Annotated in this window: 16 protein-coding genes; 10 read left to right on the top strand and 6 right to left on the bottom strand. The window is 68.0% G+C overall.

All coding sequences use genetic code 11. The features are described from left to right. Positions 1-47: 47 nt before the first annotated feature. On the bottom strand, positions 48-1253 hold the full coding sequence (locus C9J49_RS00710) for a CaiB/BaiF CoA-transferase family protein (RefSeq protein WP_046078500.1): 1206 nt from the start codon (positions 1251-1253) through the stop codon (positions 48-50). 2 nt (positions 1254-1255) lie between these two features. Beyond that, on the bottom strand, positions 1256-2209 hold the full coding sequence (locus C9J49_RS00705) for a hydroxymethylglutaryl-CoA lyase (RefSeq protein WP_107181127.1): 954 nt from the start codon (positions 2207-2209) through the stop codon (positions 1256-1258). 313 nt (positions 2210-2522) lie between these two features. On the opposite strand from C9J49_RS00705, the gene C9J49_RS00700 reads away from it, so the two are divergent. Next, positions 2523-4115, top strand: coding sequence for a peptide MFS transporter (locus C9J49_RS00700; RefSeq protein ID WP_107181126.1), 1593 nt, complete (start codon positions 2523-2525; stop codon positions 4113-4115). Continuing rightward, a complete protein-coding gene (locus C9J49_RS00695; protein ID WP_107181125.1) occupies positions 4112-5929 on the top strand; it encodes an aminopeptidase P family protein in 1818 nt (605 codons plus the stop codon). The genes C9J49_RS00700 and C9J49_RS00695 overlap by 4 nt, the downstream gene beginning before the upstream one ends. 198 nt (positions 5930-6127) lie before the next feature. Here the strand turns inward: C9J49_RS00695 and ntrC are convergent, their stop codons facing one another. The 3 genes from ntrC to C9J49_RS00680 all read right to left on the bottom strand — a co-directional run bounded on the left by ntrC (position 6128) and on the right by C9J49_RS00680 (position 9592). Further along, positions 6128-7534, bottom strand: coding sequence for a nitrogen regulation protein NR(I) (gene ntrC, locus C9J49_RS00690; protein ID WP_107181124.1), 1407 nt, complete (start codon positions 7532-7534; stop codon positions 6128-6130). Beyond that, complete coding sequence (gene glnL / locus C9J49_RS00685; protein WP_035595739.1) at positions 7527-8573, bottom strand: nitrogen regulation protein NR(II); 1047 nt, start codon at positions 8571-8573, stop codon at positions 7527-7529. Before glnL ends, ntrC begins: the two co-directional genes overlap by 8 nt. A 437-nt stretch (positions 8574-9010) precedes the next feature. After that, positions 9011-9592: a DUF4124 domain-containing protein gene (locus C9J49_RS00680; protein WP_046078505.1), complete on the bottom strand. Its 582-nt coding sequence runs from the start codon at positions 9590-9592 to the stop codon at positions 9011-9013. A 166-nt stretch (positions 9593-9758) separates the two neighbouring features. On the opposite strand from C9J49_RS00680, the gene C9J49_RS00675 reads away from it, so the two are divergent. Further along, complete coding sequence (locus C9J49_RS00675; protein ID WP_046078506.1) at positions 9759-10472, top strand: ZIP family metal transporter; 714 nt, start codon at positions 9759-9761, stop codon at positions 10470-10472. A gap of 118 nt (positions 10473-10590) precedes the next feature. On the opposite strand, the gene glnA is transcribed toward C9J49_RS00675, so the two are convergent. After that, positions 10591-11997 (bottom strand): glutamate--ammonia ligase, encoded by a 1407-nt coding sequence (glnA, locus tag C9J49_RS00670; protein WP_035595733.1) that lies wholly within the window; start codon positions 11995-11997, stop codon positions 10591-10593. Positions 11998-12503: 506 nt separating this feature from the next. Between glnA and typA the strand changes: the two genes are divergently transcribed. The 7 genes from typA (at position 12504) to C9J49_RS00635 (ending at position 20448) form a co-directional block, all read left to right on the top strand. Continuing rightward, a complete protein-coding gene (typA, locus tag C9J49_RS00665) occupies positions 12504-14330 on the top strand; it encodes a translational GTPase TypA (RefSeq protein WP_046078507.1) in 1827 nt (608 codons plus the stop codon). A gap of 179 nt (positions 14331-14509) precedes the next feature. Next, entirely contained in the window at positions 14510-14827 is a 318-nt protein-coding gene (locus tag C9J49_RS00660; RefSeq protein ID WP_107181123.1) for a hypothetical protein, read from the top strand. 177 nt (positions 14828-15004) lie between these two features. Then, positions 15005-16447, top strand: coding sequence for a sodium-dependent transporter (locus C9J49_RS00655; protein ID WP_107181122.1), 1443 nt, complete (start codon positions 15005-15007; stop codon positions 16445-16447). Between the two features lie 49 nt (positions 16448-16496). Next, positions 16497-17267: an ABC transporter ATP-binding protein gene (locus C9J49_RS00650; protein WP_046078509.1), complete on the top strand. Its 771-nt coding sequence runs from the start codon at positions 16497-16499 to the stop codon at positions 17265-17267. A gap of 139 nt (positions 17268-17406) precedes the next feature. After that, positions 17407-18111 (top strand): ABC transporter ATP-binding protein, encoded by a 705-nt coding sequence (locus C9J49_RS00645; RefSeq protein WP_107181121.1) that lies wholly within the window; start codon positions 17407-17409, stop codon positions 18109-18111. A gap of 31 nt (positions 18112-18142) precedes the next feature. Next, positions 18143-19147 carry a branched-chain amino acid ABC transporter permease gene (locus C9J49_RS00640; protein ID WP_046078510.1) on the top strand — a complete coding sequence of 335 codons (1005 nt, stop codon included), beginning with the start codon at positions 18143-18145 and terminating at the stop codon, positions 19145-19147. Then, complete coding sequence (locus tag C9J49_RS00635; protein ID WP_046078511.1) at positions 19147-20448, top strand: branched-chain amino acid ABC transporter permease; 1302 nt, start codon at positions 19147-19149, stop codon at positions 20446-20448. Before C9J49_RS00640 ends, C9J49_RS00635 begins: the two co-directional genes overlap by 1 nt. The last annotated feature ends 311 nt before the right edge of the window (positions 20449-20759 follow it).

The raw sequence follows: 20759 nt of genomic DNA, 5'->3' as shown, positions 1-20759 counted from the left end.
TGGTCCTTGTTGTTGTCGTGCTGCTGTGCCTGCCCCGCAGGGGCGGTTCAGATGACGCCCTTGTCGCGCAGCGCCCCGCGCTCGGCGGCCGCCAACCCCAGCGCGGCGAGGATCTCCTCGGTGTGCTCGCCGAGCTCCGGCACCGGGTGGTGGATGGCCGCCGGGGCCTCGGACATCTTCACCGGGAAGCCGGTGGTCGGCACCTTGCCGCGCTCGCCCTGGTCGAGCTCCAGCGCCATCTGCTGCTCGCGGACCTGCGGGTCCTCGAACGTCTCGTGCAGGTCGTAGACTCGGCCGCAGGGCACCCCGGCCTCGTTGAAGTGCTCGATCCACTCCGCCACGCTGCGCCGCGCGATCTCGCGGTCGAGGATCTCGCGCAGCGCCTCGCGGTTGTCCATGCGGCGGCGGTTGTCGAGGAAGCGCTCGTCCTCCAGCAGTTCCAGCATGTCGAGCGCGCCGAGGAAGCGCTCGACCATGGTGTCGTTGCTCGGCGCGATGGCGACCTCGCCGTCGCTGGCCTGAAACAAGCCGTAGGGGTAGAGCATGGGATGGTCGTTGCCGGTGCGTTTCGGCACCTCGCCGGTGGCGAAGTACTCCGCCGCCAGATACCCCATCATGCTGATCAGGCCGTTGGTCAGCGCGGTCTCGACGATATCGCCCTGGCCGGTGCGCTCGCGACGCACCAGCGCCGCGCTGATGCCGAAGGCCAGGTTCTGGCTGGCGACCATGTCGCTGATCGGCGGCGCGGCCCGCATGGGCTCGCCGCTCTCGTGGCCGTTCACGCCCATGAAGCCGCTCATCGCCTGGGCGATGAAGTCGTAGGCCGGACGATCTCGATACGGGCCACTGGAGCCGAAGCCGTTGATGCGCCCCACCACCAGGTGCGGGAAGCGCTCGCGCAGCACCTCGTCGCTGAAGCCCATCCTGGCCATGACACCGGGGCGAAAGTTCTCCACCAGCACGTCGGCGTCTTCCAGCAGCCGGCTCAGCACGGCCTTGCCCTCCTCCTGGCGCAGGTCCAGGGTCAGGGAACGCTTGTTGCGGTTGAACTGGGCGAAGTACCAGCTGAAGCCGTTCACCATGTTGCCCTGGGAGCGAACGATGTCGCCGCGTCCGGGCGGCTCGACCTTGATCACCTCGGCGCCGTGATCGCCCAGTATCTGGGTGCAGAAGGGCCCCGAGATCACCCGAGTCAGGTCGATGACGCGGATGCCCTGCAGGGAACCCGAAGAAGACGTGGCGGAGTCGAGCATGCTCATCCTCGTGCGGTGGGAACGGCGGAACAGTCGCCGAGCGTCAGGCGCGCCCCGGCCTTGGACACCTGCCCCGGCAGGTCGCGGCCCATCAGCCGCGTGGCGACCCGGGCGGCCTCGATCATGCCGGTGAGATCGATACCGGTGTCGATGCCCATCTCGTCGAGCAAGTAGACCAGATCCTCGCTGGCGATGTTGCCCGAGGCCCCGGGCGCGAAGGGGCAGCCCCCGAGGCCGCCGATGGAGCTCTCGTAGCGGTCCACGCCGAGGGCGAGCCCCTGCATGACGTTGGCCAGTCCGATGCCGCGGGTGTTGTGGAAGTGCAGCGTGGGGGCAATCCGAGGCGCTACCTCGCGCAGGTGCCGGATGCGCTCGCTGACCAGCGGCGGCGTGGCCATGCCGGTGGTGTCGCCGAGCGAGACGTGGCGCACGCCGATGTCGGCGAAGTGGCGGGCGATCCGCCCCACCGCACCGACCTCGATATCGCCCTCGAAGGGACAGCCGAAGCTGGTGGCGATCGCCCCGCGCAGCTCGACGCCGCTGCCCTCGAGCAGCCGCGCCACCTCCTCGAAGCCCTCGAGCGAGGCCGCCACCGAGCGGTTCACGTTCTTGGCGTTGTGGGTCTCCGAGGCCGAGACGAACATCACCACGGCGTCGACGCCGGCCTCCAGCGCGCGCTCGGCACCCCGGCGGTTGGGCACCAGGGCCGACAGGTGAAGGCCCTCGAAGCCGCGCAGCGCGGCGACCAGCTCGCCGGCATCGGCCAGCGCCGGCACGGCCCGGGGGCTGACGAAGGAGGAAATCTCGAAGGCGCGGACGCCCGCGTCCATCAGCGCATGAACCAGCTCGAGCTTCTCGGCGGTGCTCAGGATGACGGACTCGTTCTGCAGGCCGTCACGAGGACCGACCTCGGTGACATGGACTCGCGAAGGCTGACGCTCGAGGGCGGATGACATGACGACGGACTCCCTTCCGACAGACGGCGTGCAAGGCACGCGTCGAGTCACTATAGGCAGCGCTCGAAACCGCTCACATTAGTCTTTTGGCGGTGGCGCGCCGCCCCTTCCCCGAGGCGCGCCTCGCCATACCGCTTCCGTCGTATTTCGTTGGCTAACAAAACACCATAAAATCGCCCGCCTGAACCGCGCCAGACAGAAAAAATGCCATCCACACTGCTGGTTATTCAGCAGCAAACGCCAACATATGGCGTCGTGGACTCTCGCCTGGCGCGGTCGACAATGCACAAGCAAGCGACAAGGCAGACGTTTCATGACCTCCACCTCCGACGCCGCGACCTCCCGACGGGATCGCGGCTTCTTCGGCCATCCGCGCCCGCTGGGGCCGCTGTTCTTCACCGAGATGTGGGAACGCTTCTCCTACTACGGCATCCGCCCGCTGCTGGTGCTGTTCATGGCCGCCAGCCTCTTCGACGGCGGCCTGGGGTTCGACGAGAAGACCGCCTCGGCCATCGTCGGTCTCTACGCCGGCGCCATCTATCTGGCCGCCCTGCCCGGCGGCTGGCTGGCCGATAACTGGCTCGGCCAGCGCCGGGCGGTGTGGTACGGCTCGGTACTGATCGCCCTGGGCCACCTGGCCATCGCGCTGTCGGCACCGTTCGGCGCGCCGGCCTTCTTCGTCGGCCTGATCCTGATCGTGCTCGGCTCGGGACTGTTCAAGACCTGCATCTCGGTGATGGTCGGCGGCCTCTATGATGACGGCGACGTGCGCCGCGACGGCGGCTTCGCCATCTTCTACATGGGCATCAACCTCGGCGCGCTGCTGGCGCCGCTGATCAGCGGCGTGATGCTGGAGCGCTGGGGCTGGCACTGGGGCTTCGGCATCGGCGGGCTCGGCATGCTGGCAGCGCTGCTGATCTTCCGCCTGTGGGCGGTGCCGGCCATGCAGCGCGCCGACCGCGAGCGCGGCCGCGAGGCCAGCTGGGATGCCCCGGCCCAAAGCCGCCGCCACGTCGGAAGCTGGGTCGCCGGCATCATGGCGCTGATCGCCGGGCTGGTGGTGCTGAGCGCGACCGACGTCATCCACATCGACGCCCGCGCCCTGGCCGAGGTCATGACCACGGTGCTGATCGTGGTGGCGATCGGCTTCTATGCCTACCTGATGCTGTTCAACGGCCTGAACCGCGACGAGCGTGCCCGGGTCACGGTGTGCTTCGTGCTGATCGTGGCCGCGGCCTTCTTCTGGGCGGCCTTCGAGCAACAGCCCACCTCCTACAACCTGTTCGCCCAGAACTACACCGACCGCGGACTGTTCGGCTGGGAGATTCCCACCGTCTGGTTCCAGTCGCTGAACCCCATCTTCATCGTGCTGCTCGGCCCGCTGTTCGGCTGGCTGTGGCCGGCGCTGGGGCGCCGTCGCCTGGAACCCGGCAGCCCGATGAAGTTCGTGCTCGGCCTGCTGCTGGCCGCCGCCGGCTTCGGCCTGATGGTACTGGCCGCCCAGCAGGTGCTGAGCGGCCCGGGGCTGGTCTCGCCGCTGTGGATCATCGCCAGCATGCTGCTGCTGACGCTGGGCGAGCTGTGCCTGAGCCCGGTGGGCCTCTCCACCATGTCCGGCCTGTCGCCGCGGCGCACCCAGGGTCAGCTGATGGGCCTGTGGTTCACCGGTTCGGCGCTCGGCAACCTGGTGGCCGGCCTGATCGGCGGCCACGTCAATCCCGAGGAAGTCCAGCAGCTGCCCGAGCTGTTCGGCCGTTCCGCCATCGCCTTGGTGATCTTCGCCGCGGTGCTGCTGTTGCTCGTCCCGGTGTTCAAGCGCATGCTCGGACACCATCGTCTCATCGACCCGGCGGCCGCCCGTCGCGCGGACGCCGATGCCACCCTCGACTCAGGAGCCCAAGCATGACCTCACCCAGTGCCGACACCGCCCGCCAACGTCTCGACGCCCTGCGCGAGGTCATGCGCGAACACGCCATCGACGCCTGGTGGCTGCCCTCCTCCGACCCGCACAACTCCGAGTACCTGCCCGAGCACTGGGCCGGCCGCGCCTGGCTGTCCGGCTTCGACGGCTCGGTGGGCACCCTGGTGGTGACCCAGGACGCCGCCGGCGTGTGGGTCGACAGCCGCTACTGGGTTCAGGCCGAGGAACAGCTGGCCGGCAGCGGCATCGCGCTGATGAAGCTACAGCCCGGCCAGGCCGACGCGCCGATGCGCTGGCTGGCCGATCGGCTCGACGAGGGCGCCACCCTCGGCTTCGACGCCGACGTGGTGGCGCTGGCTCATGCCCGCCGGCTCGAGGCGCATCTGGCCCCGGCGGGCGTTCGCCTGCGCGGCGACCTGGACCTGCTCGACGCCATCTGGCCGGAGCGCCCGGCGCTGCCGGAGGCGCCGCTCTACGCCCATCCGGCGGCCTATCTCGACGAGACCCGCGGCGAGCGCCTGGCCCGGGTGCGCGAGGCCATGGCCGAGCACGGCGCCGACTGGCACCCGATCTCGACCCTCGACGACATCGCCTGGCTGACCCAGCTGCGCGGCGCCGACGTCGCGTTCAACCCGGTGTTCCTCGCCCACCTGCTGGTGGGCCGCGACACCGCCACGCTGTTCGTCGCCCCGGGCAAGCTCGACGACGAGCTCACGGCGGCGCTGGCCGACGACGGCATCGCGGTGGCGGACTACGCCGACTGGCATCGCCGGCTCAATGCGCTGCCGGCCGACGCCCGGGTGCAGATCGACCCGGCAAAGCTGACCCTGGGCACCCGCGAGGCGCTGCCCGAGGGCGTGGCGCTGGCCGAGGCCTACCAGCCCAGCACCCTGGCCAAGGGCCGCAAGAGCGACGCCGACCTGGCCCACGTGCGCGAGGCCATGGAGGAGGACGGCGCGGCCCTGTGCGAGTTCTTCGCCTGGCTCGAGGCCGCGCTGGAGCGCGGCGAGGCGGTCACCGAGCTGACCGTGGACGAGCAGCTCACCGCCGCCCGCGCCCGCCGCCCCGGTTTCGTCAGCCGCAGCTTCGGCACCATCGCCGCCTACAACGCCAACGGTGCGCTGCCGCACTACCACGCCACGCCGGAGGCCCACGCCACCATCGAGGGCGACGGCCTGCTGCTGATCGACTCCGGCGGCCAGTACCACGGCGGCACCACCGACATCACCCGGGTGGTGCCGGTGGGCACCATCACGGACGCCCACCGCGAGGACTACACTCGGGTGCTCAAGGGCACCATCGCCCTGTCCCGGGCGCACTTCCCGCGCGGCATCCCCTCGCCGCAGCTCGACGCCATCGCCCGCGCCCCGCTGTGGGCCAGCGGCCGCGACTACGGCCACGGCACCGGCCACGGCGTGGGCTACTTCCTCAACGTCCACGAGGGCCCGCAGGTAATCGCCTGGTACGCGCCGGTGGCGCCGCACACCGCCATGCAGCCGGGGATGATCACCTCCATCGAGCCCGGCGTGTATCGCCCGGGCCAATGGGGCATCCGCATCGAGAACCTGGCCGCCAACCGCCCCGCCGAGGCCAGCGAGTTCGGCGACTTCCTGCGCTTCGAGACGCTGACCCTGTGCCCCATCGATGCCCGGCCGATCGACGTCGCCCTGCTCGACCCCGCCGAGGCCGACTGGCTCGACGCCTATCACGCCGAGGTCCGCAGCCGGCTCGCGCCGAAGCTCGAGGGCGAGGCCCTGGCCTGGCTCGAGAAGCGCACCCAGCCGCTCGAGCGCGGCTGAGCGGAAGCGGCATTCCTGAGCCCGGAACAGAAGAAGGGCGCCCCGCAGGGCGCCCTTCTTTATTACTCACTCCTCACCTCTTGCTCCTCGTACCTCGCACCTCGCAACTGATCCTCCGCCATCTCCGGCAGCAGCGTCTTGAGCTTGCCGGCCCTTGAGAGAGCGCGTATTGCGCCCCCAGCCCAGCGGCTCGGCGGCTCAGTCCTCCGCCATCTCCGGCAGCAGCGTCTTGAGCTTGCGGGTCAGGGTGTTGCGCCCCCAGCCAAGCAGTTCGGCGGCCTCGCCCTTGCGTCCACCGGTGTGCTTGAGCGCGGTCTCGATGAGGATCTTCTCGAAGTCCGGCACCGCCTCCTCCAGCAGATGGGTGTGGCCGGCGGCGAGCGCGCGATCGGCCCAGTCGCGGAAGGCCAGGCGCCAGTCGCCGGCGGCGCCGCCCTCGTCGGCCTCGCGCAGCTCCGGCGGCAGGTCCTCGACCAGCACCTCGCGGCCGGAGGCCATCACCGTCAGCCAGCGGCAGGTGTTCTCCAGCTGGCGCACGTTGCCCGGCCAGGCCAGCCGCGTCAGGTGGGTCTCGGCCTCCGACGTCAGCACCTTGACGTCGGTGGCGAGCTCCTTGGCGGCTTCGGCCAGGAAGTGGCGGGCCAGGCGCGGAATGTCCTCGCGGCGGTCGGCGAGCTTGGGCAGGTGAATGCGGATGACGTTGAGGCGGTGGAACAGGTCCTCGCGGAAGCGGCCGTCTTCGACCAGCCCCTCCAGGTTCTGGTGGGTGGCGGCGATGATGCGCACGTCGACCTTCACCGAGGTGTGGCCACCCACGCGGTAGAACTCGCCGTCGGCCAGCACCCGCAGCAGGCGGGTCTGGGTCTCGGCGGGCATGTCGCCGATCTCGTCGAGAAACAGGGTGCCGCCATCAGCCTGCTCGAAGCGCCCCTGGCGCTGGGCGGTGGCGCCGGTGAAGGCGCCCTTCTCGTGGCCGAACAGCTCGGACTCGATCAAGTCGCGGGGGATCGCCGCCATGTTCAGGGCGATGAACGGCTTGCCGGCCCGCGGGCTGTGTTGATGCAGCGCCTGGGCGACGCGCTCCTTGCCGGTGCCGGACTCGCCGTTGATCAGCACCGTGATGTGCGACTGCGACAGCCGACCGATGGCGCGGAACACCTCCTGCATGGCCGGCGCCTCGCCGATGATCTCGGCGTCCAGCCCCTCGGGGGCGTGCACCGGGCGCTGGCGCTCGCGGGCATGGGCCACGGCGCGGCGCACCAGCGCCAGGGCCTCGTCGACGTCGAACGGCTTGGGCAGGTACTCGAAGGCACCGCCCTGATAGGAGGCCACCGCGCTGTCGAGGTCGGAATGAGCGGTCATCACGATCACCGGCAGCTCCGGATGCGCCTCGCGCACCTTCGCCATCAGGTCCAGGCCGTCCAGGCCCGGCATGCGGATGTCGGTGACCAGCACGTCGGGCGGATCCTCGAGCAGCCGCTCGAGGATCCGGTCGGCACGCTCGACGCTCTCGACCTCGAGGTCGGGCTGGGCCAGAGCGCGCTCCAGCACCCAGCGAATGGCGCGATCGTCATCGACGATCATGACGCGTGCGGCTTCAGTCATGGGATGTCTCCAGCGGTATCAGCAGTCGGAATTCGGTCTGGCCCGGCCGGGAGTCGCATTCGATCAGCCCCTGGTGGCGGTGCAGGACCGACTGGGCGATCGACAGCCCCAAGCCGCTGCCCTCGGCGCGGCCGGACACCATGGGGTAGAACAGCGTCTCCTTGAGCTCCTCGGGGATGCCGGGACCGTTGTCGATGAGGCTCACCTGGCAGACCAGGCGATGGCGCTCGGCGCCGAGGGTGAACTGGCGACGCGCGCGGGTCTTCAGCACCAGGGTGGGACCCTCGATGCCGGCCTCGGTCATCGCCTGCACGGCGTTGCGTGCCACGTTGAGGATGGCCTGGATCAGCTGGGATTCGTCGCCCATCAGATCCGGCAGGCTGGGATCGTAGTCGCGAGTGAAGGTCACTTCGGGGTGTTCCACCGACACCAGGGCCCGGACCCGCTCCAGTACCTTGTGGATGTTGAGCGGCTCGGGACGATTGAGCCGATGGGGGCCGAGCATGGCATCCACCAGGTCGCGCAACCGATCGACCTCCTCGACGATGATGCGGGTGAACTCGGTGAGCTGGGAGTCGCCCAGGTCGCGCTCCAGCAGCTGGGCGGCGCCGCGGATGCCGCCCAGCGGATTCTTGACCTCATGGGCGAGCCCCCGCGCCAGCACCTTGATCGTCTCCTGGCGGGTCTGCAGCGCCTCCTCGCGTGAGATGCGCAGCAGCCGGTCGCGGGGCTCCAGCTCCATCAGCAGCTCGTCCGCCGACAGCGGCGTGACGGTGTAGTCCACCGTCAGCGCGTCGCCGGTGGGCAGGGTCAGGCGCGCCTCGCGCTGGGTGTAGGGATGGAACTCGTCGCGTGCCTTGGCCAGCAGTTCGCCGATATCGTCATCCGAGTTCACCAGCCCCGGCAGCGGCAGGCCGGTGACCCTCGAGCGGCTCAATGCCAGCAACGCCTCCGCCGCCGGATTCATCCAGCGCAGCTGCAGCCGGCCATCCAGCAGCAGCACGGCGGTGGTGAGGTGTTCCATCAGGCGTTGATACATGAAGGCATTCCCGTTGGTGCATTCCGGCGGCGAAACGATGCGGCGCCTCCCTCATGTGCTGCAAGAAGCGCGCCACTTTGGGGAAGACGGCATGGCGTCGCCTCCCAGCTGATCCGACATGGGGATCATGCACCATGGTAGTGCACCACGCTGGTGCACGCACTGCGAGGCAGCGCTCACTCCGGCTCGAGCGGCTTCCTGAAGTGCGCTCGCGGGGCGTGATGCGCTCGCCATGCTTCATGGCCGTGCCGACGGCGATCGCTTCCGGGCGGACGATCGCCGCGCAGCGCCTCGGCATGGCGGAAGGCGCTGCCCTCGCTCACCCGGTCGGCGTGATCGAAGGCATCGAAGTGCCCGTCGTCACGCGCCGGCGGTGGGATACAGGGCCTCGGGGAGCCATCCGGACACAGCGGTCGATGCGGCCGGCGAGGGGGCAGCTAATGGTTGGCGGGATTGTTGGGATTGCTCGGCAGATTGACGCTGGCCCGCTGAACGTAGAGCGTCAGCGGCGAGGTGCGGTGGCGCACCGCGCCGGAGGCGTCGAGCAGCTCGGCCTGCACCCGGTGCTCACCGCGGTTGAGATTGGAGAGCAGGAAGGTGTCGGTGTGCATGGCGGACTGACTGACCTGGCCGTCCACCAGCAGCCGCACGCGATGGTCGTCGCGCAGGTCGGGGCGGATGGCGAGCTGCACCTGAACGTTGCCCGCGGCCCCGGTAGGCAGGGTCGTCTGCTGCTCGGGGGAGGCGATCGCGAAGACGTCGTAGGGCATGAAGGGCTGGCCAGGCTCGCCGTAGCGCGTGGTGCTCTCGGGCCGACCGGACGAGGCGCTCGACAGCGGCTGCACCGGCCGCGACGGCACCACGGTGAGCGGATCGAGCTCCACCGCCTCGCCGCCGCGCCCGGGGTCGTCGGTGAAGACGACGTTGCCCTGGGCATCGGTGGTGCGATAGATGGTCTGCGCGACGGCCGGCAGGCTCATCGCCAGGCCCAGCGCCAGTGTCATGACAACCTTGTGCATGCGTCTCTCCCGAGCTCCGTGACGGTCCCGTGCGGCGCGCCGTGCGCCTGCCATCGTCCTGCTCCAAGCCTAGCCCACCGTCGCCCCGGAACGGAATCCACGTTCGCGCCCCGGGTGAAGAAGAGTAGGATGAGGCGGCGACACCAACAGCCAAGGAGCGACGGGCATGGAGGCATGGGAGAAAGTGGTCTTGCTGACCCTGGTGGCCGGCATGGCGATGCCGTTGGGGGGCTGGGTCGCCCAGGTGGAACGCCTCGGGCCGAACTGGCTGGAGAACGAGCTGCGCCACGGCATCATCGCCTTCGGCGGCGGCGCCCTGCTCTCGGCGGTGGCCCTGGTGCTGGTGCCCAACAGCCTAGAGGCGCTGGCCCCGGGGCCGGCCATGCTCTGGTTCCTCGCCGGCGGCCTGGCCTTCATGGGCATCGACATCCTGCTCGACCGCAACGGCACCTCCGCCAGCCAGCTGACGGCCATGCTCTCCGACTTCCTGCCCGAAGCCCTGGCTCTGGGGGCCGCCTTCACCTATGGCGGTGGCAGCGGCGTGCTGCTGGCCCTGCTGATGACGCTGCAGAACCTGCCGGAAGGCTTCAACGCCTATCGCGAGCTGCGCGAGACCACCCACTACTCGGCCCGGCGCCTGCTGACGCTGTTCTTCGCCATGGCCTGGCTGGGCCCGCTGGCGGGGCTGGGCGGGCTCTGGTGGCTGGGCGACTACCCCACCCCGGTGGCCGCGATCATGCTGTTCGCCGCCGGCGGCATCCTCTACTCGGTGTTTCAGGACCTGGCCCCCCAGGCCCGCCTCGAACGCCACTGGGGGCCGCCGCTGGGCGCAGTGCTCGGCTTCGCCATGGGCATCGTCGGTCACATGCTGATCCACTGATGGCCATGACGGGGTCAGCCCGCGGCATCGAGACACGCAAAAGAAAGACGCACAAAAAAGGCACGCCCTCGGGCGTGCCTTTCGCGTGCTGGAGCGCGGCGCCAGGCGCCGCGCGGCATCAGCAGCTGTAGTACATGTCGAACTCGACCGGATGCGTGGTCATGCGCAGGCGCTCGACGTCCTCTTCCTTGAGCTCGATGTAGGCATCGATCATCTCGTCGGTGAACACGCCACCTTCGGTCAGGAAGGCACGGTCCTCGGCCAGCGCCTCGAGGGCCTGGTCCAGGCTCTCGGCGACGGTCGGGATGGACTTGCCTTCTTCCGGCGGCAGGTCATAGAGGTTCTTGTCCATGGCGTCGCCGGGATGGATCTTGTTCTTGATGCCATCGATGCCGGCCATCAGCATCGCCGCGAAGCACAGGTAGGGGTTGGCGGTCGGGTCGGGGAAACGCGCCTCGACACGCTTGCCCTTCGGGCTGGCGGTGTACGGGATACGGATGGAAGCGGAGCGGTTGCGGGCGCTGTAGGCCAGCATGACCGGCGCTTCGAAGCCCGGCACCAGACGCTTGTAGGAGTTGGTGGACGCGTTGGTGAAGGCGTTCAGGGCACGCGCGTGCTTGATGATGCCGCCGATGTAGTACAGCGCCATTTCGGACAGGCCCGCGTACTCGTCGCCGGCGAACTGGTTCTGGCCGTCCTTCCAGAAGGACTGGTGGACGTGCATGCCGGAACCGTTGTCACCGACCAGCGGCTTGGGCATGAAGGTGGCGGTCTTGCCGTAGGCGTGGGCGACGTTGTGCACCACGTACTTCATTTCCTGAAGTTCGTCGGCCTTCTTCACCAGGGTGTTGAACTTGACGCCGATCTCGTTCTGGCCGGCGTTGGCGACCTCGTGGTGGTGCACCTCGACGGACTGGCCGATGGCCTCGAGGGTGTTGCACATGGCGCCACGGATGTCGTGGAAGCTGTCGACCGGCGGAACCGGGAAGTAGCCGCCCTTGACGCGCGGACGGTGCGCCAGGTTGCCGCCTTCGACCTGACGGTCGGTGGCCCAGGCGCCTTCCTCGGAGGTGATCTTGTACATGGCGCCTTCGATGTCGGCCTTCCAGTGCACTTCGTCGAAGATGAAGAACTCGGGCTCCGGACCGAAGAAGGCGGTATCGCCCAGACCGGTGGACTGCAGGTAAGCCTCGGCGCGCTTGGCGATGGAGCGCGGGTCACGCTCGTAGCCCTGCATGGTGGCCGGCTCGATGATGTCGCAGCGCAGGATCAGGGTGGCGTCTTCGGTGAAGGGGTCGAGGAAGCCGGTGCCGTCTTCCGGGCGCAGAATCATGTCGGACTCGTTGATGCCCTTCCAGCCGGAGATGGAGGAGCCATCGAACATCTGACCGTTCTCGAAGAACTCTTCGTCGACGTCACGGGCCGGAATGGTGACGTGCTGTTCCTTGCCTTTGGTGTCGGTGAAGCGCAGGTCGATCCACTTCACGTCATGCTCTTCGATCAGGGCGAGAGTCTTCTCGGACATGAGGTCCTCCAGGGTACAGTGGCTGGTGTTGGTATTCCGCTGAATCTGTCTGTCGTCGGTCGCGGGTGTGTCCAGTCGACGTTGTAGCATGGCGTCGGCGCGATGCCCACGCCGCCATGCACGACCATGGCATTGTCCGAAACAAAGCATACAACGTGCCAAAATGACGACGCACGCCGACACCGATCTATAAACAGCTGAAGAGAAAGAAGAAAAAAATTGCTCCATGAGAGTGCAAAGCCGACCACCCCGTACCATGCCCGCTCATGACGCCTTCCAGGCCGTGCCGAACGCCCCATAATGGAGCCTGGAAGGCCTCTTTGCACCAAACGTGTGCACACCTTCTTTTCTCGCGCACCAAACCGACGCTTCCGCCGTTCGGACGCCGTGCGACGCGCCCCATGGCGAAAAACACCTCGACGATCCGGATTCCGGCGGCTACAAGGCTGGTAGCGTCGAGGTCCTGACCCTATAATGCCACCCCAATTTCCCAGCAGGATCCCGTCGTGATCGAGAATCTTCGCAACATCGCCATCATCGCTCACGTCGACCACGGCAAGACCACCCTGGTCGACAAGCTCCTCCAGCAGTCCGGCACCCTGGACCGCAAGGCCGAAGGCCAGGAGCGCATCATGGACTCCAACGACCAGGAGAAGGAACGCGGCATCACCATCCTGGCCAAGAACACGGCGATCCGCTGGGATGATGGCAAGGGCCGCGACTACCACATCAACATCGTGGACACCCCTGGACACGCCGACTTCGGCGGCGAGGTCGAGCGCGTGATGTCCATGGTCGACTCCGTGCTGCTGATGGTCGACGCCGTCGACGGCCCGATGCCGCAGACCCGCTTCGTGACCCAGAAGGCCTTCGACCAGGGCCTCAAGCCGATCGTCGTGGTCAACAAGATCGACCGCCCGGGCGCCCGCCCCGACTGGGTCATCGACCAGATCTTCGACCTGTTCGACAACCTCGGCGCCTCCGACGAGCAGCTCGATTTCCCGATCATCTACTGCTCCGCGCTCAACGGCATCGCCGGCACCGAGCCGGAAGAGCTGAGCGATGACATGCGCCCGATGTTCGAGGCCATCGTCGACATCGTCGAGCCGCCCAAGGTCGAGCTGGAAGCGCCGTTCCAGATGCAGGTCTCCGCACTGGACTACAACAGCTACGTCGGCGTCATCGGCCTGGGCCGCATCACCCGCGGCAGCGTCAAGCCGAACCAGCAGGTCACCGTCGTTTCCAAGGAAGGCAACACCCGCCGCGGCAAGATCGGCCAGGTCATGACCCACCTCGGCCTCGAGCGCGTGCAGACCGAGGAAGCCACCGCCGGCGACATCATCTGCATCACCGGCATCGAGGATCTGGCGATCTCCGATACGCTGTGCGACCCGTCTGCCGTCGAGGCGCTGCCGGCGCTGACCGTCGACGAACCGACCGTGTCCATGACCTTCCAGGTCAACGACTCGCCGTTCGCCGGCAAGGACGGCAAGTTCGTCACCAGCCGCAACATCAAGGATCGCCTCGACCAGGAGCTGATCCACAACGTGGCGCTGCGCGTCGAGCAGGGCGACTCCCCCGAGAAGTTCATCGTCTCCGGCCGCGGCGAGCTGCACCTCTCGGTGCTGATCGAGAGCATGCGTCGTGAAGGCTTCGAGCTGGCCGTGGGCCGCCCCGAGGTCATCATCCGCGAGATCGACGGCCAGGAGCAGGAGCCCTACGAAGAAGTCATCATCGACTGCGAGGAGCAGCACCAGGGCGCCATCATGGAAGAGCTCGGCTACCGCAAGGGCGAGCTCAAGAACATGAACCCCGACGGCAAGGGCCGGGTGCGTCTCGACTTCATCATCCCGGCGCGCGGCCTGATCGGCTTCCGCGGTCAGTTCCTGACCCTGACCTCGGGCACCGGCATCCTGACCAGCCGCTTCGACCACTACGGCGACCTCAAGCCGGACGCCTCGGTCGAGCGTCGCAACGGCGTGCTGGTCTCCATGGTCTCCGGCAAGGCCCTGGCCTACGCGCTGTTCGCGCTGCAGGACCGCGGCAAGCTGATCATCGAGCACGGCACCGAGGTCTACGAGGGCATGCTGATCGGCATCAACAGCCGTGCCGAGGACATGGTCGTCAACCCGACCAAGGCCAAGAAGCTCGACAACATGCGCGCTTCCGGCAACGACGAGAACCTGGTGCTGACCCCGCCGATCCGCTTCACCCTGGAGCAGGCCATCGAGTTCCTCGACGACGACGAGCTGGTGGAGATCACCCCGAACCACATCCGCCTGCGCAAGAAGCTGCTGTCCGAGAACGAGCGCAAGCGCGCCAAGAAGAAGTAAGCGTCTTCGCCGCACCGCGCGTCTGAGCGCCGCGATTCGCTGCGCACAAGGAGCCCGCCATCATGGCGGGCTCCTTCGTTTCAGCGGCCGCCGTGCCAGCCCTTTCCCTCCATCGGTGGCCTCGCCCCCCGGCCGGGGACTATGCTGAGGCTCCAGCATTCGCCATGGAGGCCAGCCCGATGCACAAGCACGTCGAATGGGACGATCCCGGCAGCGCCAGCGTGCTGCGCTACTACCAGGACCATCCCCAGGATTACCCGGAGCCCCACGAGGGCAGCATCATCAGCGCCCACTTCCGCGGCTTCACGGTGCGGGTGCGGGTCGACGCCCACGTCGAGGACACCAGCATCGGCGAGGTGGTTGCGCTGATCGCCGACGACAACGGACGCCGCGAGCAGCACGTCGGCGACCTGGCGCTCGGCGACACCGTGCGCCTGCCCGATGCCCTGCGTGCGCTCGAGCCGCGTCACCCCGAGGCGGACGACGCTCCCGACTGAGCCGGCGACCGGATTACCATCCGCCATCGCCAACGGCCCCTAAACGCTAGCCATCTGGTCAAGTACCCCGCGTCTGGCGCACAGTGACGACCATGGGGCGGCACCGCCCCACGCAGCCCCCATGGCCCGCTCGTGGCCGTGGGGCCCGAGTCACGAGGCCGCGAGCGCCGGGAACCGATGAGCACCAACAACGTCTGGACGCACAAGGGCACCTTCCTGCTCGCCGCCGTCGGTTCGGCGGTAGGGCTGGGCAACCTGTGGCGCTTTCCCTACCTGGCCGGCGAGAACGGAGGCGGGGCCTTCCTGCTGGTCTACGCCCTGACCATCTTCGCGGTCGGCATCCCGATCCTGATCGCCGAGACCATGCTCGGCCGCAACAGCCGACGCAGCCCGATCATGGGCATGCGCTTCCTGACCCGCACCCATCACACCTCCCGCGCCTGGGAATCCATCGGCTGGCTGGGCGCGGTCTCGGCCTTCGTGATTCTCAGCTTCTATTCGGTGATCGCCGGCTGGGCGATTCATTACACCGGGCTGATGCTCAGCGGTGGACTGATCGACGCCGATGCCGAGCGCGTGGCCGCGAGCTTCGATGTCCTGCTGGCCTCGCCGCCGCTGCTGGCGCTCTACCACAGCCTGTTCATCGGCGCCTCGGCGCTGATCGTCGGGCTCGGCGTCCATCGCGGCATCGAGAACGGCCTGCGCATCCTGATGCCGGCACTGTTCGTGATCCTGATGGTGGTGCTGGCCTACGCGGTGATGATCGGCGACATGGCCGCCGCCGCGGACTTTCTGTTCACTTTCCACCTGGCCGATCTGAGCCTGGAGGGCTGGCTGGAGGCCATGGGCCAGTCGTTCTTCACCCTGAGCCTCGGCATGGGGGCCATCATGGCCTACGGGGCCTACATGTCCGGCGACGCCTCCTTGACCGGCACCGCCTTCACCGTGGCCATCGTCGACACCGCCGTGGCGCTGGTCGCCGGCCTGGCGATCTTCGCCCTGGTCTTCGGCGCCGGGCTCGACCCGGCCGAGGGCCCGGGGCTGATGTTCGTCACCCTGCCGCTGGCCTTCGGCGAGATGCCCGGCGGCACGCTGCTCGGTGCCGTCTTCTTCCTGCTGGTGCTGGGCGCGGCGCTGAGCTCGGCGATCTCGCTGATCGAACCGGTGGCCGCCTACCTGGTCGAGCGCTTCGACCTCAGCCGCCCCCAGGCGGTGTCCGCCATGGTGGTGGCCAGCTGGGCGCTGGGCCTGCTCACGGTGTTCAGCTTCAACACCTGGGCCAGCGACTCGCCCTTCCACGAGCTGTTCGGCCGCAGCCCCTTCGCGGTGCTGGAGCTGCTCACCAACATCTTCATGCCGCTCGGCGGCCTGCTGATCGCGCTGTTCGCCGGCTGGGTACTGACCCATGGCGAAGTGACCAAGGAGATGCGCACCGGCGCGAGCTGGTTCCGGGTCTGGCGCCTGCTGGTACGCTTCGTGGCGCCGGCCGCCGTGGCCTTCGTGTTCCTGCGCAGCATTCCCCAGGTACAGGGCTACTGGGTTCCGGCCATCGGCGCGGCGGTGATCGTCGGCGCCTTCGCCGCCGCACACAGCTTCCTGGTGGAGCGCCACGGCTCATGAGGCCCCTCGCTCCACCCCATAACAATGAACAATGCATAACGAGGGCACCATGTCCGCCATCATCGACGTCCAACACGTCAACAAGGCCTTCGGCGGCCTCCAGGTCATCAACGACTGCTCCCTTCAGGTCGAGGAAGGCTCGATCACCGGCCTGATCGGCCCCAACGGCGCCGGCAAGTCGACGCTGTTCAACATCATCGCCGGCGCCCTGCCGCTCGACTCGGGCCAGATCCTCTTCGACGGCGAGGACATCACCAACCGCCCCGCCGACGCCTTGTTCCACAAGGGCCTGCTGCGCACCTTCCAGATCGCCCACGAGTTCTCGAACATGACGGCGCTGGAGAACCTGATGATGGTGCCGCCCGCCCAGGCCGGCGAGAACCTGTTCGCCTCCTGGTTCAAGCCGGGTCAGGTGCGACGCGAGGAAGCCGAGGTGAGGCGCCGGGCGCTGGAGGTGATCGACTTCGTCGGCCTGCACCACGTGCGCAACGAGCTGGCCGGCAACCTCTCCGGCGGCCAGAAGAAGCTGCTCGAGCTCGGCCGCACCATGATGACCGACGCCAAGGTCGTGCTGCTGGACGAGATCGCCGCCGGGGTCAACCGCACCCTGCTCGGCGACCTGGTCGGCAACATCGAGCGCCTCAACCGCGAGATGGGCTACACCTTCCTGGTCATCGAGCACGACATGGACATGATCGCGCGGCTCTGCGACCCGGTGATCGTGCTGGCCCAGGGCAGCGTGATGGTCGAGGGCAGCATCGAGGAGATCCAGAACAACCCCGAGGTCATCGAGGCCTACTTCGGTTCTCCGGCGGCCTAGGGGCACCGACGCTCCCGGGGCTCAAGGAGCGGGTCCGCGACACCAGGGCATTCCCCGTCACCCGAGGAATGCCCGTCGCAGCAACAACAACGACGGGCGGCCGGATCCCGCCCGATAACGACAACGCAGAGAACCAGCTATGCCACTACTCGACGCACGCGACGTGCACGGCGGCTACGGCGGCATGAACATCCTCAACGGGGTGGACATGGCCATCGAGGCGGACGAGATCGGCGTCATCGTCGGTCCCAACGGGGCCGGCAAGTCGACCATGCTCAAGGCCGTGTTCGGCCTGCTCCACGTCAGCCAGGGCGAGATCCTGCTGCGCGGCGAACCCATCCACAACCTGCCGCCCAACAAGCTCGTGCAGAAGGGCATGGGCTTCGTGCCCCAGGAATACAACGTCTTCCCCAGCCTCTCGGTGAAGGAAAACCTGGAGATGGGCGCCTACCTCAAGCCCGGTAACGTCAAGCGCATGCTGTCCCGGGTCTACGAGTTCTTTCCGCCGCTCAAGGACAAGCGCCACCAGCCCGCCGGCGAGCTCTCCGGCGGCCAGCGCCAGATGGTCGCCATGGGCCGCGCGCTGATGGCCGAGCCCGAGGTGCTGCTGCTCGACGAGCCCACCGCCGGGCTCTCGCCGCTGTACATGAACGAGATCTTCGAGCGGGTGAGGGAGGTCAACGCCGCCGGTGTCGGCATCCTGATGGTCGAACAGAACGCCAAGCAGGCGCTGGCCATCGCCGACAAGGGCTTCGTGCTGGCCGCCGGCCAGAACCGCTTCACCGACACCGGCGCGGCCCTGCTGGCCGACCCGGACGTCGCCAAGAGCTTCCTCGGCGGCTGAGACCGCCCCGACGGCACATCGGAGAGACCCCGTGAACGAACTCGTCTTCTTCATCAACAACGTGGTGATCGCCGGCAGCGTGGCCGGCTCGATCTACGCCATCGGCGCGGTGGGCGTGACGCTGATCTTCAGCATCATGCGCTTCGCCCACTTCGCCCACGGCGACATGATGACCTTCGGCGCCTTCATGGTGCTGCTGCTGACCACCCTCTTCCCGCAGGCCGGCGCCGCCATCGGCGTGCCCACGCCGCTGATCATGCTGCCGCTGGCCATGGCGCTGACCGCGCTGCTGGCGGTGGGCATCGACCGCACCTTCTACAAGCCGCTGCGTGCCCACGGCGTGAAGCCGATCGTCATGGTCATCGCCTCGCTGGGCGTGACCCTGATGCTGCAGGGGCTGATCCGGCTGTTCGCCGGCACCGGCGGCGAGAGCCTCTACGTCGACGACCGCAAGGAGATCTTCCGCATTCCGCTGCCCATCGAGGGCGTGCGAGTGCCGGTGGTGATCACCGAGCCGCAGCTCTACCTGTTCGCGCTGACGCTGATCAGCGTGGTGGCACTGCACTTCTTCCTGTCGCGCTCGCGGCTGGGCAAGGCCATGCGGGCGATGTCCGACAACCCCTCGCTGGCCCAGGCCTCGGGCATCAACACCAACACCATCGTTGCCGTGACCTGGGTGCTCGCCGGCGGCCTGGCCGCCATCGCCGGCACCCTGCTGTCGCTGGACGTGACCTTCAAGCCGGACCTCAGCTTCTTCCTGCTGCTGCCGATCTTCGCCGCGGCCATCGTCGGCGGCGTGGGCCACCCCTACGGCGCCATCGCCGGCGGCTTCGTGGTCGGCTTCGCCGAGACGCTGGCGGTGTTCAACTGGGGCATCCTGCTCCGGCCGTTCCGTGACAGCCTGCCCGAGTGGCTGTCGCTGCCCGGCAACCTGGCCTTCGTCGGCACCGAGTACAAGATCGTGGTGCCCTTCTTCATCCTCGTCGCCATCCTGGTGTGGCGCCCCACCGGCATCTTCAAGGGCAAGGTGATCTGATGAGCACGACACGCACCGATACCGTCGCCGCCCCGCGCCGCTTTCCGCTGCGCGAGGTGGTCATCTTCGTGGCCCTGCTGATCGCCGTGCTCGGCGTCTACGGGATCATGGGCGCCGCCTACAGCACCCGCATGCTGGTCGAGGCCGCCTGCTACGCCATCCTGGCCCTGGGCCTGACCATCCAGTGGGGCTATGCCGGCCAGTTCAATGCCGGCGTCATGGGCTTCGTCGCCCTGGGCGGCTTCTGCGCCATGTTCTTCAGCGTGCCGGTCAACGAGGCCTTCTGGGACTCCGAGCTGCCCGGCGAGCTCGGCGTCGTGCTGGGCTATATCGTCGGCGCCGCGCTGGTGGTGTTCGGCGCTTCGCGGCTCGACCGCATCGGCGTGCCGAAGAAGCTGCGCACCGTCATCACCGTGGTGCTGGCCGTGGTGCTCTACCTGGTAGTGATCAGCGCCTTCCGCGGCGTGACCGGGCAGATCGAGTCCCAGGCCGGCTTCGTCGGCGGCCTGGGCCTGCCGCCCTGGGTCGGCTGGATCGTCGGCGGCGCCCTGGCCGGCGGCGTGGGCTACTTCATCGGCCACGTCTGCCTGGGCCTGCGCAGCGACTACCTGGCCATCGCCACCATCGGCATCGCCGAGATCATCAAGGCGTTCCTCAAGAACTCCGACTGGCTGACCCGCGGCACCGCCACCGTATCGCCGCTGCCCTGGCCGGTGCCCGGCCCCGCCGAAGTCGGCTTCACCCTGGCCCGCGCGCTGTACCTGTCGGTGACGGCGGTGGTGATCGCGGCGATCTTCTTCCTGCTGCACCGCGCCTACCACGCCCCCTGGGGGCGGATGATCCGCGCCATCCGCGACAACGAGATCTCGTCCGCGGCCATGGGCAAGAACATCAACCGACGCCGCCTGGAGATCTTCGTGCTGGGCTGCATCCTGATGGGCATCGGCGGTGCCGTGCTGGCGAGCTTCAACAGCCTGTTCGACCCACAGGGCTACCTGCCGCTGAACCACACCTTCCTGGTGCTGGTGATGGTCATCCTCGGCGGCCCCGGCAACAACCTGGGCACCATCTTCGGCGCCGTGGCGGTGTACATCATCTGGTTGATGTCTGAGCCGCTGGCGCTGTTCCTGATGGAGCTGGCCGTGCACTTCGGCGAGAGCACCTTCGGCTGGGATGCCCCGGCCAGCCTCGACAGCCGCGCGCTTCAGGCCCGAGTGTTCGTGATCGGCCTGCTGATCACCCTGGTGCTGCGCTTCGCGCCCAAGGGGCTGCTACCCGAGAAGACCAAGCACGTCGACTAGCGCTTCATCCCGTCCACGAACGCCCCGCCCTCCTGAAGAGGACGGGGCGTTTTTTTGGATATCGATCCAGGCTCAGTCTCGGCACCCTGTTCGACCGTCCAGACATGAAGAACCCCAAACCTTTCAGGCTCGGGGTTATCTCGGTAATAAGTGCCTGACGGGGATCCGGCCGGCGCTCCGGTGCTCTCCAGGAACGCCCTTGCCTTCTCTTTTTCATCGACCCGAATGAAAAAACCCCGAGCCTTTTGGGCTCGGGGTTTTCTCGGGATAAGTGCCTGACGATGACCTACTCTCGCATGGGAACTCCCACA

Source organism: Halomonas sp. SL1, from assembly GCF_003030865.2.
Classification (GTDB): Bacteria; Pseudomonadota; Gammaproteobacteria; order Pseudomonadales; family Halomonadaceae; genus Halomonas; species Halomonas halophila.
This window is presented reverse-complemented; position numbering and strand designations above follow the sequence as displayed.

Excerpts from the sequence above, each read along its gene's own strand:
- C9J49_RS00710 (WP_046078500.1), bottom strand. The coding sequence starts at position 1,253 with ATGCTCGACTCCGCCACGTCTTCTTCGGGTTCCCTGCAGGGCATCCGC.
- C9J49_RS00705 (WP_107181127.1), bottom strand. The coding sequence starts at position 2,209 with ATGTCATCCGCCCTCGAGCGTCAGCCTTCGCGAGTCCATGTCACCGAG.
- C9J49_RS00700 (WP_107181126.1), top strand. The coding sequence starts at position 2,523 with ATGACCTCCACCTCCGACGCCGCGACCTCCCGACGGGATCGCGGCTTC.
- C9J49_RS00695 (WP_107181125.1), top strand. The coding sequence starts at position 4,112 with ATGACCTCACCCAGTGCCGACACCGCCCGCCAACGTCTCGACGCCCTG.
- ntrC (WP_107181124.1), bottom strand. The coding sequence starts at position 7,534 with ATGACTGAAGCCGCACGCGTCATGATCGTCGATGACGATCGCGCCATT.
- glnL (WP_035595739.1), bottom strand. The coding sequence starts at position 8,573 with ATGTATCAACGCCTGATGGAACACCTCACCACCGCCGTGCTGCTGCTG.
- C9J49_RS00680 (WP_046078505.1), bottom strand. The coding sequence starts at position 9,592 with ATGCACAAGGTTGTCATGACACTGGCGCTGGGCCTGGCGATGAGCCTG.
- C9J49_RS00675 (WP_046078506.1), top strand. The coding sequence starts at position 9,759 with ATGGAGGCATGGGAGAAAGTGGTCTTGCTGACCCTGGTGGCCGGCATG.
- glnA (WP_035595733.1), bottom strand. The coding sequence starts at position 11,997 with ATGTCCGAGAAGACTCTCGCCCTGATCGAAGAGCATGACGTGAAGTGG.
- C9J49_RS00660 (WP_107181123.1), top strand. The coding sequence starts at position 14,510 with ATGCACAAGCACGTCGAATGGGACGATCCCGGCAGCGCCAGCGTGCTG.
- C9J49_RS00655 (WP_107181122.1), top strand. The coding sequence starts at position 15,005 with ATGAGCACCAACAACGTCTGGACGCACAAGGGCACCTTCCTGCTCGCC.
- C9J49_RS00650 (WP_046078509.1), top strand. The coding sequence starts at position 16,497 with ATGTCCGCCATCATCGACGTCCAACACGTCAACAAGGCCTTCGGCGGC.
- C9J49_RS00645 (WP_107181121.1), top strand. The coding sequence starts at position 17,407 with ATGCCACTACTCGACGCACGCGACGTGCACGGCGGCTACGGCGGCATG.
- C9J49_RS00635 (WP_046078511.1), top strand. The coding sequence starts at position 19,147 with ATGAGCACGACACGCACCGATACCGTCGCCGCCCCGCGCCGCTTTCCG.